Below are 15,325 nucleotides of genomic sequence, written 5' to 3' on the forward strand. Positions count from 1 at the left end.
CGGCGCGGGTAGAATCCGCGCCGGCAGTCGGGGCTTAAACCCGCTGGCCGGGCTCGCCGCCTAGGCATGAGATAGCAACGCTATTTCACTGCGGCGAGCTTCACTTTGGCGACAGCACCATCAGCATCTGGCGGCCTTCCATGCGCGGATAGGCCTCGACCTTCGCGGTCTCGGCGACATCGGCCTGGACGCGTTGCAGCAGGATCATGCCGAGCTGGCCGTGCGACAATTCGCGACCGCGGAAGCGCAGGGTGATCTTCACCTTGTCGCCCTCGCCAATGAAGTCGTTCACCTTCTTCATCTTGGTGTCGTAGTCGTGGTCGTCGATGTTCGGACGCATCTTGATCTCCTTGATCTCCTGCGTCTTCTGCGACTTGCGCGCGAGGTTCGCCTTTTTCTGCGCCTCGTACTTGAACTTGCCCACGTCCAGGAACTTGGCGACCGGCGGATCGGCGTTGGGCGACACTTCGACCAGGTCGAGACCCAGCTCCTGCGCCTGCGCCATTGCCTCGCGGGTGTACATCACGCCCAGATTCTCGCCCTCGTGATCGATCACGCGGACCTTCTGGCTCTGGATGAACTCGTTGAATCGCGGGCCGTTCATCGGCGGCGCCTGCATCGGCCGGCGCATGGTGGGAGGACGTATGGGTTCTGCTCCTGTGGTGGTTCGAGACGCTATATAGAGTTTTTTGCGGTCGAGCGAAAGGTTCGAGCCGCAACCTTCGTCAGAGGAGGTCCGGCGGGGTCGCCTCGGCCTTCAGCCGCTCGATCGCCTCGGCCAGCGACAGCACCTCCTGCCCCTGGCTGCCGAGCCGTCGGACCGCGACGCTGCCCTCGTCTGCCTCGCGCTTGCCGACGACCAGCAGGACGGGAACCTTGGCGAGGCTGTGTTCGCGGACCTTGTAGTTGATCTTCTCATTGCGGAGGTCGGTTTCGACGCGGATGCCCGCGTTCGCCAGCTCCGCGGCGACCTGGCTCGCGTAATCATCGGCGTCGGAGACGATCGTCGCCACGACCGCCTGCACGGGGCTGAGCCAGAGCGGGAAGCGGCCCGCGTGATGCTCGATCAGGATGCCGATGAAGCGTTCGAACGTCCCCAGAATGGCGCGGTGGAGCATGATCGGACGATGGCGCTCGCCGTCTGCGCCGACGTATGACGCGTCGAGGCGTTCGGGGAGCACGGTGTCGGTCTGGATCGTACCGACCTGCCACGTCCGCCCGATCGCATCGGTCAGGTGGAATTCGAGCTTGGGCGCATAGAAGGCGCCCTCCCCCGGCAGTTCCTCCCAGCCGTATTCGGCGGTATCGCGTCCTGTCGCCTTGACCGCGTCGCGGAGCGACTGTTCGGACCAGTCCCACATTTCTTCGCTGCCGAACCGCTTGTCGGGGCGCAGCGCCAGCTTGATCGCGTAGCTGTCGAAGCCCAAGTCCTTGTAGACCGAGTCGAGCAGGTCGCAGAAGGCGCGGACCTCGTCGATCAGCTGGTCCTCGCGGACGAAGATGTGGGCGTCGTCCTGGGTGAACTGGCGGACGCGCATGATGCCGTGGAGCGCGCCGTGGGGCTCGTTGCGGTGGCAGCAGCCGAATTCGGCCATGCGGATCGGCAGGTCGCGGTACGACTTGATCCCCTGGCGGAAGATCAGCACGTGCGCCGGGCAGTTCATCGGCTTGAGCGCCATCAGGTCGCCTTCGCCCGACAGCACCGCGCCCTCATCCTCGACGTTGGGCACCTCGTCGGGGACCACGAACATGTTCTCGCGGTACTTGCCCCAGTGGCCGGACTGCTCCCACTGGCGCGCGTCCATCAACTGCGGGGTCTTGACCTCGGCATAGCCAGCCGCGTCGAGGCGGCGGCGCATGTACGCCTCAAGCTGCCGCCACAGGATGAAGCCCTTGGGATGCCAGAAGACCGAGCCCTGCGCTTCGCTCTGAAGGTGGAACAGGTCCATTTCCTGGCCGATCTTGCGGTGGTCGCGCTTGGCGGCTTCCTCCAAGCGGAAGAGGTGCTGGTCCAGCTGCTTCTTGTTGAGCCAGCCGGTACCGTAGATGCGGCTAAGCATCGCGTTGTTCTGGTCGCCGCGCCAATAAGCGCCAGACACGCGCGTCAGCTTGAACGCGACCGGATCGAGCCGACCGGTGGTGGGCATGTGCGGGCCGCGGCACATGTCGAGCCACGCACCCTGGCGGTAGATCGTCAGTTCCTCGCCATCGGGGAGTTCGGCCGCCCACTCGGCCTTGAAGGTCTCGCCTTGGCGCTGCCACGTGTCGATCAGCTGCTCGCGGCTCCAGACCTCGCGCACGAAGGGCTCGTTGCGCGCGATGATGCGGCGCATTTCGGCTTCGATCGCGGGCAGGTCCTCGTCGGTAAACGGGCGCTCTTTGGGCGCGAAGTCGTAGTAGAAGCCGTCTTCAGTCGCGGGGCCGAAGGTGATCTGGGTGCCGGGGAACAGGTGCTGGACCGCTTCGGCGAGCACATGCGCGAAGTCGTGGCGGGCGAGCTCCAGCGCGTCGCATTCGTCCTTCATCGTGACGAGCGCGAGGTTGGTGTCGCCGTCGAACGGGCGCGAGAGGTCGCGGACCTCGCCGTCGATGCGCGCGGCGATCGCGGCCTTGGCCAGACCGGGGCCGATCGCGGCGGCCACGTCCGCCGGCGTGGTCCCCGGGGCTACCTCGCGGACGGAGCCGTCGGGCAGCGTGATGCGGAACATGGCGGACATCGGAGGCTTTCGTTCGCGAGTGGACGGCGCGGCTTATGCCGCAGAGCGTCATATAGGCAAGCCGTCGCGCATGTCCTCCCCGCCCGGACCGACAGAGATGCTACGCGATCGCCGGGTTTGACGGTACGGGGTACGCACGGAGGACGATATGACCGATTATCAGGCGAGACTGGGGCTCTACATCGCGGGCGAGTGGCTGGGTGCGGAGGGGCGCGAAACGCAGGACGTGCTCAACCCCGCGACCGGCGAGGGCCATGCCGCGCTGCCGCTGGCGAGCGAGGCCGATCTCGACCGGGCGCTCGAAGCGGCCGATCGTGGATTCAAGGCGTGGCGCGCGACCGCACCCGAGGCGCGCGCGGCGGTGCTGGTGAAGACCGCGGCGCTGCTACGCGAGCGCGCCGACCACCTGGCGCGGGTCGCGACGCTGGAGCAGGGCAAGATCCTGGCCGAGGCGAAGGGCGAGGTCGCGTTCGCGGCCGCCTTGCTCGATTTCCATGCGGGCGAGGCGCAGCGCATCTATGGCCGGGTGCTGCAACGCCCGGCGGGGACGCGCAGCCTGGTATTGCAGCAGCCGGTCGGGCCGGTGGCGGCGTTCTGCGCGTGGAACTTCCCGATCATGAACGTGGTCAGGAAGCTGGCGCCCGCGCTGGCGGCGGGGTGCTCGATCATCATCAAGCCCAGCGAGGAGACCGCGGGGTCGGCGGTCGAGGTGATGCGCTGCTTCCAGGACGCCGGGCTGCCGGGTGACGTCGCGCAGATGGTGTTCGGGGTGCCCGACCGGGTCTCGCGCAAGCTGTTGGCGTCGCCGGTGACGCGCAAGCTGAGCTTCACTGGATCGGTGCCGGTGGGCAAGCATCTGGCCAAGCTCGCAGCCGACACGATGATGAAGACGACGATGGAACTGGGCGGGCACGGGCCGGTGCTGGTGTTCGACGATTGCGATCTGGACAAGACGCTCGACACTTTGGTCGCGCACAAGTTCAGGAATGCGGGGCAGGTGTGCATCGCGCCGACGCGGTTCCATGTGCAGGAGGGCATCTACGAGGCGTTCGCGGCCGGTTTTGCCGAGCGGACGAAGCGGTTGCGGGTCGGCGACGGGATGCTCAAGGACACGCAGATGGGCCCGATGGCGAACGCCCGGCGGCCGGAGGCAATCGCGGCGATGGTCGCCGATGCGCGCGACCAGGGCGCGCGGGTGCTGGCAGGGGGTGACGTGGGCGAAGGAAGCGGGTTCTTCTTTACCCCCACGGTGCTGGCCGACGTGCCGCTGTCGGCGCGGGCGATGAACGACGAGCCGTTCGGGCCGATCGCGTTGCTGCACCCGTTCGGGACGGTCGACGAAGCGATCGCGGAGGCGAATCGGTTGCCGTTCGGGCTGGCCGCCTATTGCTTCACCGAGAACGGGCGGCGGCAAAATCTGCTCGGCGACGCTATCGAGGCGGGGATGATCGCGATCAACAATGTGCGCCTCAGCTGGGTCGATTCGCCGTTCGGGGGGATGAAGGACTCAGGCTTCGGGTCGGAGGATGGGCCCGAGGGGGTGCAGGCGCATATGGTGACCAAGACGGTTCACATGATGTGAGGCGCGGAAGGTGAGGCTAAGGTGAACCCAAGATCACTGTTTACGGTTCCGAAGGTAACGAAGGTAACGTGAATCGCGATGCGCACGCTGGTCGAAAGGTCGCAAAGGTCGCGCATATAGGGTTGATCGGCACACGCGCGTGGATGGCATGACGGTGAGAAAGAGCGATCGGCGAGGCTGACGCAGGTTTTCCAACATTGCAAGGTGGAGAGTTTCCTCTTGCCCCAACCGTCACCCCGGATGCCTCGACAAGCTCGGCAGAGCCTTGTTCCGGGGTCCAGCGTGGTTCGGGCAATGATCTCTGACAATCGAGGACAACGCCAAGTGCAACCCCTGACCCCGGAACAAGGCTCTCCTGAGCGAAGCCGAAGGGTCCGGGGCGACGGGGTTGGGCGACAAGCGTTAGAGCCTATCGCGGACGCCACTCCGCCGGTTCGTCCTCGCCCAGTCTCGGCGCAGCGACCCCTATCCCCGCCCTGACCCCATCCATAACGATCGGTGCCGCGAGGCCCGGCAGCGTGTCGCCGTGCGCATCCTCGACCGCGAGGCGCATGCCGCGGGCGACCACCTGCGGATCGGCGAAGACCTGGTCGATGCGGTTGACCGGGCCGACGGGGACGCCCGCGGCTTCAAGCGCGGATTGCAATTCGGCGCATCGGCGGCGCAGCGTCAGCGCGGTGACCTTCGGGATCAGGTCGACGCGGTTGGCGACACGGGCGGGGTTGGTGGCGAAGCGCGCGTCCTCGGCGAGCTCGGGTTCGCCGAGCACCGCGCAGAGCCGTGCGAACTGGCGGTCGTTGCCGACTGCGACGATCAGGTCGCCGTCAAGGCACGGGAAGCTCTGGTACGGCGCGAGGTTGGCGTGGCCGTTGCCCATCCGCTGCGGAACCTTGCCGCTGGCCATCCAGTTGAGCGCCTGGTTGCCGAGCACGCCGACCTGGGTGTCGAGCAGCGCCATGTCGATCGTCGCGCCCTCCCCCGTCGTATGTCGCCGCTCGATCGCCGCGAGGATCGCGACGGTGGCGTAAACGCCGGTGAAGACGTCGGCATAGGCGACCCCGCTCTTCTGCGGCGGGCCGTCGGGCTCGCCGGTGATCGACATCGCGCCGCCCATGCCCTGGATGATGAAGTCGTAGCCCGCGCGCTGCGCATAGGGGCCGGTCTGGCCGAAGCCGGTGATCGAGCAATAGACCAAGCGGGGGTTTTCGGCGCGCAGGCTGGCGGCGTCGAGGCCGTATCTGGCGAGGCCGCCGACCTTGTAGTTCTCGATCACCACGTCGGCTTCGCGTGCGAGGGCGCGAACCTGCGCTTGACCCTCGGGGGTGGCGATGTCGATCGCGACCGAGCGTTTGCCGCGGTTGCAGCTGTGGAAATAGGCGGCGCCGAGGTTCGTGCCGTCGCTGCCGGTGAGGAACGGCGGGCCCCAGTGGCGGGTGTCGTCGCCCTCGCCGGGACGCTCGACCTTGATGACGTCGGCGCCCAAGTCGGCGAGGAGCTGGCCTGCCCAGGGGCCGGCGAGGATGCGGGCGAGTTCGAGAACGCGCAAGGTTAGGGGAGCGGTCATGCACCCTCTCTACCAGTACCTCCCCGGAACGGGGAGGACAAGAAGATCAGAAGGACCGGCTTACCGTCACCCCATAGGTCCGCGGGTCGCCGGGTTGGCCGACGACCAAGCCGGTGCTGCCCGATTGCAGCGCCAGCACCTCGTAGTAATCGTGATCGAACGCATTCCTCAGCCAGCCGAAGACGTTCCAGCTGTCGCGCGCCTTGAACCCGGCGCGGACGTTGCTGAGCGCATAGCCCTTGATCTGGGTGTACGCCGATGGCGACGGGTTGGACGAGAAGGTCGAACGGTAGCTGCCGTCGTAGCCGACGTAGAATTGGCCATCGAGCCCGCCGATGCGTGCGGGCAGATCGTACTCGGCGCCGTAGGAGAAGGCCCATTTCGACACGCCGGGCAGCCGCTGGCCCGAGATGTCGCACGACGCCGGGCTGACGGTGCCGGTACCCGCAGGGGTCGCGGGGTTGGCGGCGGTGGCGGTGGTGCCGCCGGAGAGCTCGGGCGGGCACGGTGCGTCGACGAACCTGACGTATTTGGCATCGGTGTAGGCGCCGTTGACGTAGACGTTCAGTCGCTCATTGGGACGAAAGGCGGAATCGAACTCGACGCCTTGGGTGCGCACCTTGCCGGCATTGGCCAGATAGCCGCGGAGCACGCCCAATTGGCCGTTGGTGACGGTCGCCTGATAGTCGCTGATCTCGGTGCGGAACGCCGCGAGGTTGAGCGTAGCGCGGCGGTCGAGGAACTGGGTCTTCAGCCCCAGTTCGTAATGGTTTACCTTCTCGGGCTTGACCGTCGCGGCGGCGAGGATCGGGTTGTCGCCCGCGTCGAGCGGCAGGCCCGACAGGTTGATGCCTCCCGACTTATAGCTGCGCGCATAGGTGGCATAGGCGTGGACGTCGGGGGTCACGGTATAGGCGGCGGTGATGTCGCCCGACAGGTTCCAATTGTCGAAGCGCGGCTGGTAGCTCTGGGCTGCGAGGACGCCGCGCTGGTCGTTGAAGCGGGGATCGGCGGTCACCAGCTCGCGCGCGCCGGTGGTCACGACCGAGAGATATTCGCCCTTCTTCTCATCGTAGTTGAGGCGCAGGCCCGGCGCGATCTGGAGCTTGTCGGTGACATGCCAGGTCAGCTTGCCAAACAGCGCCGCGCTGGTGTTGGTAAAGCCGATCGTGTTGCGCGCGGTTAGGCCGTTCAGCGTCGCGGGATCGCGCCCGCCCGCGCTCGTGGGATTGAGCAGGAAGGCGCTGGCGGCGGGGCCCTGCACCTGCAAACCTTGCGTGTCGATCGTCTGGTAGAAGTAGAACGCACCCAGCGTGTAGTCGAGCCGGTGCTCGCCGGTCGAGCCGATGCGCAGTTCCTGGCTGAACTGGCTCTGCTGCGACGGGTTGGCCGAGACGGTGGTAATCGGCAGCCCGATGAAGTCGCGGTCGTTCGATGGGTCCCAATGCCAGAAGCGCCACGCGGTGACCGAGGTCAGCTCGGCGGAACCCAGGTCGAGCGTGCCAACCAGCGACAGGCCGCCCAGCTCCTGCTTGGCGCGCAACGGCGTGTCGACGTCGGTCACGCGGTCGAACGCGTCGGTCGAGGGGACCGCATAGCCCTGCGCGGCGGCCAGCGCGGCGTATTGGCGGTTGAGCGGGCGCTGGGTCGCGCCGGTGCGGACGTAATATTGGACGCAGCAATCGGGTTTCTGGCGGTTGTAGTCGCCGTAGAGCGTCAGATCGAGGCTGGGGGTGGCGTGCCAGAGGAACTGGCTGCGGAAGCCGAGGTTGTCCTGGCTGTTCAGATGCTCGCCGGTGCGAACGTTGTAGATCGTGCCGCGACGCGTGGTGGTCGAGGTCGACAGGCGGACCGCGACCTTGTCGGGGACGAGCGGGCCGGAAACCGAGGCCTTGCCCTGAAAGAAGCCGTAATTGCCCGCGGTCAGCTCGACGCGTGCTTCCGGCGTGAAGCTGGGCGGGCGCGTGGTGATGTTGATCGCGCCGGCGGTGGTGTTCTTGCCGTAGAGCGTGCCTTGCGGCCCGCGGAGGATCTCGATCCGTTCGGTGTCGGTGAAGTCGAAGGTCGCGGACGCGATGCGGCTGTAATAGACCTGGTCGACGTAGATGCCGACGCCCTGTTCGATGCCGTCGTTGGTCAGCCCGAACGGCGCGCCGAGCCCGCGGATATTGGCGGCCGAGTTGCGCGGGTTGGTGGAGTAGAATTGCAAGGTCGGCTGAAGCTGGGTGATGCGCGCGACGTTGTACGCGCCGGTCTCCGCGATCGCGGCGCCGCCGATCACCGATATCGCAATGGGGACGCTCTGGACGGTCTCGGCGCGGCGGCGTGCGGTGACGACGATGTCGCCGCCGCCCTGCTGCGCGGTGCCGAGGCGGCCGGTCCTGGCCTCGGGCTCGCCCTGGACGTCGACCTGCGCGCCGACCGGAGCGGCTGGCGCGGGGGTGGCGGTCTGGCCGGCGAGCAGGATGGCGAGCGTCAGCATGTTGCGAGTCCCCTTGGTGTGCCACCATAAAGCCCATCGAACAGGTAGACATTCAATGCGAGCACAGCTTGTGTGGCTGCAAGCGGGCCTTTCGCAGTTCTTCGCGATGCGTCAGGGTGCGCCGTAGATGCGCTGGTATGAGGCGCGCGACAGGGGGGAGCGGGCATGCCCAAGGTGAAGGCGAACGGCGTCGAGCTGTTCTACGACGAACGCGGCGACACGAATGCGCCGGCGGTGCTGCTCGTCATGGGGCTCGGCACGCAGATGATCGCCTGGCCCGAGGCGTTCTGCGACGGGCTGGCAGAGGCGGGGTACCGGGTGATCCGCTACGACAATCGCGACATCGGCCTGTCGACGACGATGGACGGCGCGCCCGCGATCAACCCGCTCGTGGCGGTGATGATGGCGCGGTTGGGCTTGAAGTTTCCGCTGGCCTATTCGCTGAGCGACATGGCCGCGGACGCGGTGGGGCTGATGGATGCACTGGGCATTGCGAACACGCATGTCGTGGGCGCGTCGATGGGGGGCATGATCGCGCAGCTCGTGGCCGCGGGGTGGCCCGATCGGGTGCTGACGCTGACGTCGGTGATGTCGTCGAGCGGGCGGCGCGGGCTGCCGGGGCCGACACCGCAATTGCGCAAGCGGCTGCTGATGCGAAGGCCGGCCAAGCCGACGCGCGAGCAGGCGATCGCGGCCGGGGTCGATATCCTGTCGCTGATCTCCTTTCCCGATCCGGCGCGTGGGGCCGATGCGTTTCGCGAGATGGCGGCGGCGGCGTTCGATCGGGGGTACAATCCGATGGGCGTGAGGCGGCAGCTGCTGGCGATCCTGGCGGACGGCAGCCGGGTGGAGCGGCTGAAAACCATTCGCGCGCCGACGCTGGTGATCCACGGCGCCGCCGACCCGCTGGTGCCGTTGGCCAACAGCGAGGATATCGCGGCGGTGGTGCCGGGGGCGAAACTGGTTATCGTGCCCGAGATGGCGCACGATCTGCCGCCGTCGAAGGTGGCGGAGATGGTGACGACTATCGCGGGGCATATGCGGCAAGCGTAGCTACACGGGCGCTTTCCACGCATCCTCGGGACGCGCTTGCCCCCCTCCCCCGACGCGCCTATTTCCCGGCCATGACCGCACACGCCCATCACGAACCCCGCGGCGACGCGCTCCTCGATGCGGCGCGAGTGGCGCTGGAGGGCGCGGGGGAGCAGTGGACCGACATGCGGCGCACGGTATTCCAGGCGCTGGCCGGGTTCGCCAATCCGGCGTCGGCCTATGACATCGCCGAGGCGGTGTCGCAGGCGCGCGGCAAGCGGGTGGCGGCGAACAGCGTGTACCGGATCCTCGACATCTTCGTCGACAAGAACCTCGCGCACCGAGTCGAGAGCGCCAACGCCTATATCGCCAACGCGCACCCCGATTGCGTCCACGACTGCATTTTCCTGGTCTGCGATGCGTGCGGCGGCACGGTGCATGTCGACGACGATCCCGTGTCCAAGGCGATTCGCGGGGTGGCGGCGGCGACCGGGTTCAAGCCCGACCGGCCGGTGATCGAGGTACGGGGAACGTGCGCCAGTTGCTCGGAAGCCACACCTCGCTGATGCGTGCGGCGCAGCGCGTTATTTGCCTTGATACGTTATATCAACGATCGTAGGCGGCGCATCCGGGATCAGCGGAGCGTCACATGAAATATCTTGTCGGAACCAGTTTCTTCGCGGTGTTCGCCGTCACCGCTGCGGGTGCGCAGACCGCGCCTGCCACCAGCCCCGCCGCCGGACCTTCCGCCACCGGCGCGGAAGTGATCGTCACCGGGGTCATCCAGCAGAGCGAGACCGACGTGCTGCAGGGCACGTCGGTGCTGAAGGGCGAAGAACTGACCCGCGACCTGCGGCCGACGATCGGCGAGACGCTGGCGCGGCTGCCCGGCGTGTCGGCGACGTCGTTCGGGCCAAGCGCGTCGCGGCCGATCCTGCGCGGATTCCAGGGCGAGCGCATCCGGGTGCTGACCGACGGCATCGGATCGATCGACGTGTCGAACACCAGCGTGGACCATGCGGTGATCATCAATCCGCTGCTCGCCGAGCGCGTCGAGGTGCTGCGCGGGCCCGCCGCGTTGCTATACGGGTCGTCGGCGGTCGGCGGGGTCGTCAACGTGATCGACACCCGCATCCCGCGCACGCTGCCCGAGAACGGCTACCGCGCGAACGGCATCGCCAATTACGGATCGGCCGCCAACGAGCGATCGGTGCTGGGCGCGGGCGACCTCGCCGTCGGGCAGCATCTGGTGCTCCATGCGGACGGTTCGTACCTGAAGTCGGACAATCTGGAAATCGGCGGCTATGCGCTGTCGCGATCGGCGCGGGCTGCGGTGTTGAGCCAGGTCGGCCTGCCGCAGGACACGGATGAACCGATCGACTTCGCCGCATCGGCCGGTATCAAGAACAGGCTGCCCAATTCGTTCAGCAAGACGTGGACCGCGGGCGCGGGCGCGTCGATCATCACCGACACCGGCCAGTTGGGCGTGTCGTACAGCCACTACGACAGCTTCTACGGCGTGCCGATCCGCTATGCGACGCAGGTCGGGCAGGAGCAGGAGGCCCCGCGTCTCGACGTGGTCCAGAACCGCGTCGACCTGCGCGGCGAGGTTGAGACCGGCGGCGGGTTCCTGGACAGGATCCGGGTCCGCGCCGGTCACGCGACCTATCGCCATTTCGAGCTGGAGCCGTCTGGCGAAATCGGCACCGCCTTCTACAACAACGGCACCGAAGGCCGATTGGAACTGGTCCAGGCCAATCGCGGCGGCTGGCAGGGCGCGTCGGGCGTCCAGTATTTCAACCGGTTGTTCAACGTCGTCGGCGACGAGGCCTTTTTGCCGCGCAACGAGACCAACCAGACCGGTCTCTTCACCTTGCAACAATATGACGGCGGCGCGTTCAAGGCGGCGGGCGGAGTCCGCTACGAATGGAGCGACCTGACCGCCAAGCCCGACGAGCAGAACCGGTTCTTCACCGGGCGGCGCACGTTCCACTCGGTTTCGGGATCGCTGGGCGGGTCGTATGGCATCAGCGACGCCATCCGCATCGGCCTGAACGGATCGCGCACCGAGCGTGCGCCGTCGGCCGAGGAGCTGTTCGCCAACGGCGGGCATGCGGGCACGCAGGCTTATGAACTCGGCAGCGCCGACTTCAGGCTGGAAAAGAGCTGGGGGCTGGAGGCGACGCTGCACGCGCATACCGAGCGGTTCGATTTCGACGCATCGGCTTATTATAATTGGTTCAAGAACTATATTTCCGAGAACCAGGTCGACCAGTCGATCTGCGAGACCGCTGCCGCGCCGCGCGAGGTCGACCTGCCCTGCTTCCAGTATCAGCAGGCCGACGCGCGCTATTACGGTTTCGAGGCCGACCTGACCGCGCATCTGTTCGAGGTCGGCTCGACCCGGATCAACGCGGACGTGCTGGGCGACTACGTCCATGCGAACATCGTCGACCTGGGCCCCATCCCGCGCATCCCGCCGGCACGCGTCCTCGGCGGGGTCGAGGCGCAGGGAGACCGGTTCACCGCACGAGCGGAGGTCGAGCACCTGTTCAACCAGAACCGCATCGCCGCGTTCGAGACGCCGACATCCGACTACACGATCGTCAACGCGAGCGTCAGCCTGTCGCCGTTCGGCCGGGACAGCAAGACCTCCTTGCTGCTCAGCGCCAACAACATCTTCGACGTCAATGTGCGGCGGCACGCGAGCTTCCTGAAGGACTTCGCGCCGCTGGCGGGACGGGATTTGCGGGCGACGATCCGGTTCGGACTGTAGGGGCTCGTCACCCCGGACCTGTTCCGGGGTGACAAAGGCGCTCAGGTTTCGTCTGACAGGGTCGCGTCTTCGCCGCCGTCGGTCGAGTCGTGCATGACATTCCGGTGGACGCGGACGCCGGAGACGAAGCTGGCGCGCGACATCGTCGGCTGCGGAGCGTCTTCGCCCCGGTGGATGGTGACTGCGCTCTCCGTGCCGTCGTCGGCGGGGCGGTTGCCGTAGTGCACCGTCACCCCGCTCGGCTCCGCCGATGCGACGCTCGCCCCTATTCCCGGCTCGACACCCGCATATCGCTGGCGAAAGGCGAGCGCGTTTTCCATTGCGCCGCGCCAGCGGTAGAAGATGTGCGCGCCGACCTGGGTCACCCGCGCCAGGCTGGAGGCCCACCACGGCAGTACGTAATCGGCATGGTAATGCGTTGCCGAGCCGACCGGCGCATAGACGTCGCCCGCCAGCGCGGCGGCGGCGACCGATCGGGCGCGGTCCCAGGCGTTCTCATCGCGGCGCGCGTTCATCGATCCGTCGCAGGCGAAGCTGAACTGGCAGCCGGTCCGTCGCTCCGATCCCTGGTACACCACGCCGCAGACGCTGTGCGGGAAGGCGCGGTCGCGGACGCGGTTGAGGACGACTTGCGCCACCGCGCGCTCGCCATCGGCACCTTGCGAGCGCGCTTCGTAATAGATCGCTGCGGTCAGGCAGTCGCGGGCGCGCGTGGCATCGTCGGCGGCTTGCGGCCCGACAAAGGGCGGCGCGGCACCGAGCGGGACTGCGGGTGCCGAATCGGGCGAGATCGGCGTGCCCAAGGGCACGTCGAGCGCAAGGCGGCGCAGGAGCGCACGGGCGCCGGGTTCGGGCACGTCCTGCGTGATCCGGTAGGTCCGTTGGGGTGCGACGCACGAGCTCGCGAGCAGCAACGCGGGCAGCGCGGTGGCGGCGGCCAGAAACCTGCGGGTCGGGAGCCGTTCCATCGCCGGCCGGGATAGGCTCAAGGCGTTGTGCTTCGGTTAACCGGTGCTTTTCGGGTTGCGATATCTTGTATCCCGCCGTCTACGGAACCGATGATGGCGCCCGACTTCCTCCTGCCGCTCGGCTTCGGCATCGCCGCGAGCGCCGCGATGTTGCTCGGCGGGTGGCTGGCGCTGCGTTTCGGCGAGCGGATGACGCTGGTGCTCGGGCTGGCCGCAGGCGTCGTGCTGGGTGTCGCGTTCTTCGACCTCATTCCCGAAGCGCTCACGCTGGGTGGCGAGGCGCAATCCGCGCGTGCGATGCTCGGCTATGTCGCGGTTGGATTTGCGGGATATCTGATCCTCTACCGCGCGCTGGGCAGCGCTGGGCGCGGGGGTGCTGCGTGGCGGATGCATCTGGGGCCCGCCAGCCTGACGCTGCACAGCTTCCTCGACGGCATGGGCATCGGGCTGGCATTCCAGGTGTCGCCGGAGATCGGCTGGGCAGTGGCGCTGGCGGTGCTGACTCACGACATCGCGGACGGGATCAACACCGTCACGCTATCGCTGCTGACCGCCAGACGCGCGACCGCGACGCGGTGGCTGGTCGTCAACGGCTTCGCGCCGCTTGCGGGCGTCGTGCTGGGAATGGTCGTGCAGGTGCCCTCGGCCCTGCTGGCGCCCCTGCTAGCGGTGTTCGCGGGGGTGTTCCTGTTCGTCGGCGCGTGCGAGTTGCTGCCGCGCAGCCATGCGGCGGATTCGCGGCTCAGGGTGACGCTGGCGAGCGTCGGTGGAATCGCGCTGATGGCGCTCGTCACGACTTACGCCAGATAGACCGGGTCAGCATTCGACGACGTTGACCGCAAGCCCGCCAAGGCTGGTTTCCTTATATTGCGACTTCATGTCCTCGCCGGTCTGGCGCATCGTCTCGATCACCTGATCGAGGCTGACGATGTGGCGGCCGTCGCCGTGGAGCGCGAGATAGGCGGCGTTGATCGCTTTGATCGCGCCCATCGTGTTGCGTTCGATGCAGGGGATCTGGACGAGCCCGCCGATCGGGTCGCAGGTCAGGCCGAGATTGTGCTCCATGCCGATTTCGGCGGCGTTCTCGATCTGGGTCGCGGTCGCGCCGAGCGCGGCGGCGAGGCCGGCGGCGGCCATCGAGCAGGCGACCCCGACCTCACCCTGGCACCCCATTTCGGCGGCGGAGATCGACGCATTGCGCTTGTAGAGAAAGCCGATCGCGGAGGCGGCGTAGAGGAAGTCGCGCGCGCCCTGGCCCGTCGCACCGTGGACGAAGGTTTCGTAATAGCGCAGCACCGCGGGGATGACTCCCGCCGCACCGTTGGTCGGCGCGGTGACGACCCGGCCGCCGGCGGCATTTTCCTCGTTCACCGCCAGCGCCCAGAGACTGACCCATTCGAAGACGAGCCCCGGATCGGAGCGCGGGCCGCGATCGACCAGCTTCTCGCGGATGGCGCGGGCGCGGCGCTGGACATGGAGGCCGCCGGGGAGTTCGCCGGTGTTGTGACACCCGCGGTCGATGCTCGCGACCATCGCGGCGCGGACACGGTCGAGGAAGGCGTCGGTCTCCGCTTCGGCGCGCCATGCCGCCTCGTTGGCGCGGACGATGCCGGCGATCGACAGCCCGGTGTCGCGCGCGACGGCGAGGAGCTCGTCGCCCGAGGCATAAGGGTGCGCGAGCACGATATTGGCGCGCGCCCGCTGTTCGCCCTCCATGCGGATCGCGCCGCCGCCGACCGAATAGAAGCGGCGGACGATGCGGCTGCCGTCGGCGAGGATCGCGGCGAAAGCGAGCGCATTGGGATGGCCGGGCAGAAAGCTCTTGTGAAAGACCAGATCGACCGCCTCGTCGAAACGGACCGCGTCGCCGCCGCCAAGCGGCAGGGCACCGGCTGCGCGGATAGCGGACAGGATCGCGTCGACCCGGTCGGGATCGACGCCTTCGGGGGTGTTGCCGGCCAGGCCGAGGACAATCGCGCGATCGGTCGCGTGCCCCCTGCCCGTCAACGACAGCGAGCCGTAGAGGTCGCAGGTGATCCGCCCGGGGCGGATGCCGTCCTCCACGAGCATGGTCGCGAAGCGGTGGGCGGCGCGCATCGGGCCGACGGTGTGCGAGCTCGACGGGCCGATACCGATCGTGAACAGGTCGACGACGCTGACCTGCTCGCCTGTACCTTCGCTTGCCCGTGTCGCCATGGGTGCGA

11 protein-coding genes are annotated in these 15,325 nt (G+C 67.6%); 5 read left to right on the forward strand and 6 right to left on the reverse strand.

All coding sequences use genetic code 11. The features are described 5' to 3' along the window. Positions 1-100: 100 nt before the first annotated feature. A complete protein-coding gene (gene infC, locus ACE5C1_RS03140; RefSeq protein ID WP_374942608.1) occupies positions 101-631 on the reverse strand; it encodes a translation initiation factor IF-3 in 531 nt (176 codons plus the stop codon). A gap of 94 nt (positions 632-725) precedes the next feature. Further along, positions 726-2,717 carry a threonine--tRNA ligase gene (thrS, locus tag ACE5C1_RS03145; protein ID WP_374942609.1) on the reverse strand — a complete coding sequence of 664 codons (1,992 nt, stop codon included), beginning with the start codon at positions 2,715-2,717 and terminating at the stop codon, positions 726-728. A gap of 148 nt (positions 2,718-2,865) precedes the next feature. Between thrS and ACE5C1_RS03150 the strand changes: the two genes are divergently transcribed. After that, entirely contained in the window at positions 2,866-4,299 is a 1,434-nt protein-coding gene (locus ACE5C1_RS03150) for an NAD-dependent succinate-semialdehyde dehydrogenase (RefSeq protein ID WP_374942610.1), read from the forward strand. Between the two features lie 409 nt (positions 4,300-4,708). Here ACE5C1_RS03150 and ACE5C1_RS03155 read toward each other — a convergent pair whose 3' ends face one another. Beyond that, complete coding sequence (locus ACE5C1_RS03155; RefSeq protein WP_374942611.1) at positions 4,709-5,863, reverse strand: CaiB/BaiF CoA transferase family protein; 1,155 nt, start codon at positions 5,861-5,863, stop codon at positions 4,709-4,711. Positions 5,864-5,909: 46 nt separating this feature from the next. After that, a complete protein-coding gene (locus ACE5C1_RS03160) occupies positions 5,910-8,345 on the reverse strand; it encodes a TonB-dependent receptor (RefSeq protein WP_374942612.1) in 2,436 nt (811 codons plus the stop codon). 165 nt (positions 8,346-8,510) lie between these two features. Here ACE5C1_RS03160 and ACE5C1_RS03165 point away from each other — a divergent pair, with 165 nt between their 5' ends. From ACE5C1_RS03165 to ACE5C1_RS03175, 3 genes are all read left to right on the forward strand, one after another. Beyond that, complete coding sequence (locus tag ACE5C1_RS03165; protein WP_374942613.1) at positions 8,511-9,398, forward strand: alpha/beta fold hydrolase; 888 nt, start codon at positions 8,511-8,513, stop codon at positions 9,396-9,398. Between the two features lie 71 nt (positions 9,399-9,469). After that, positions 9,470-9,943, forward strand: a complete 474-nt coding sequence (locus tag ACE5C1_RS03170; RefSeq protein WP_374942614.1) for a Fur family transcriptional regulator — start codon at positions 9,470-9,472, stop codon at positions 9,941-9,943. Positions 9,944-10,026: 83 nt separating this feature from the next. Then, complete coding sequence (locus ACE5C1_RS03175) at positions 10,027-12,153, forward strand: TonB-dependent receptor (protein WP_374942615.1); 2,127 nt, start codon at positions 10,027-10,029, stop codon at positions 12,151-12,153. A gap of 41 nt (positions 12,154-12,194) precedes the next feature. On the opposite strand, the gene ACE5C1_RS03180 is transcribed toward ACE5C1_RS03175, so the two are convergent. Further along, positions 12,195-13,121 carry a cell wall hydrolase gene (locus ACE5C1_RS03180; protein WP_374942616.1) on the reverse strand — a complete coding sequence of 309 codons (927 nt, stop codon included), beginning with the start codon at positions 13,119-13,121 and terminating at the stop codon, positions 12,195-12,197. A 90-nt stretch (positions 13,122-13,211) separates the two neighbouring features. Here ACE5C1_RS03180 and ACE5C1_RS03185 point away from each other — a divergent pair, with 90 nt between their 5' ends. Next, positions 13,212-13,931, forward strand: a complete 720-nt coding sequence (locus tag ACE5C1_RS03185; protein WP_374942617.1) for a ZIP family metal transporter — start codon at positions 13,212-13,214, stop codon at positions 13,929-13,931. 6 nt (positions 13,932-13,937) lie between these two features. Here the strand turns inward: ACE5C1_RS03185 and ACE5C1_RS03190 are convergent, their stop codons facing one another. Then, positions 13,938-15,317 carry an L-serine ammonia-lyase gene (locus tag ACE5C1_RS03190; RefSeq protein ID WP_374942618.1) on the reverse strand — a complete coding sequence of 460 codons (1,380 nt, stop codon included), beginning with the start codon at positions 15,315-15,317 and terminating at the stop codon, positions 13,938-13,940. Positions 15,318-15,325 lie beyond the last annotated feature (8 nt).

Source organism: Sphingomonas sp., assembly GCF_964263785.1.
Classification (GTDB): domain Bacteria; phylum Pseudomonadota; class Alphaproteobacteria; order Sphingomonadales; family Sphingomonadaceae; genus Sphingomonas.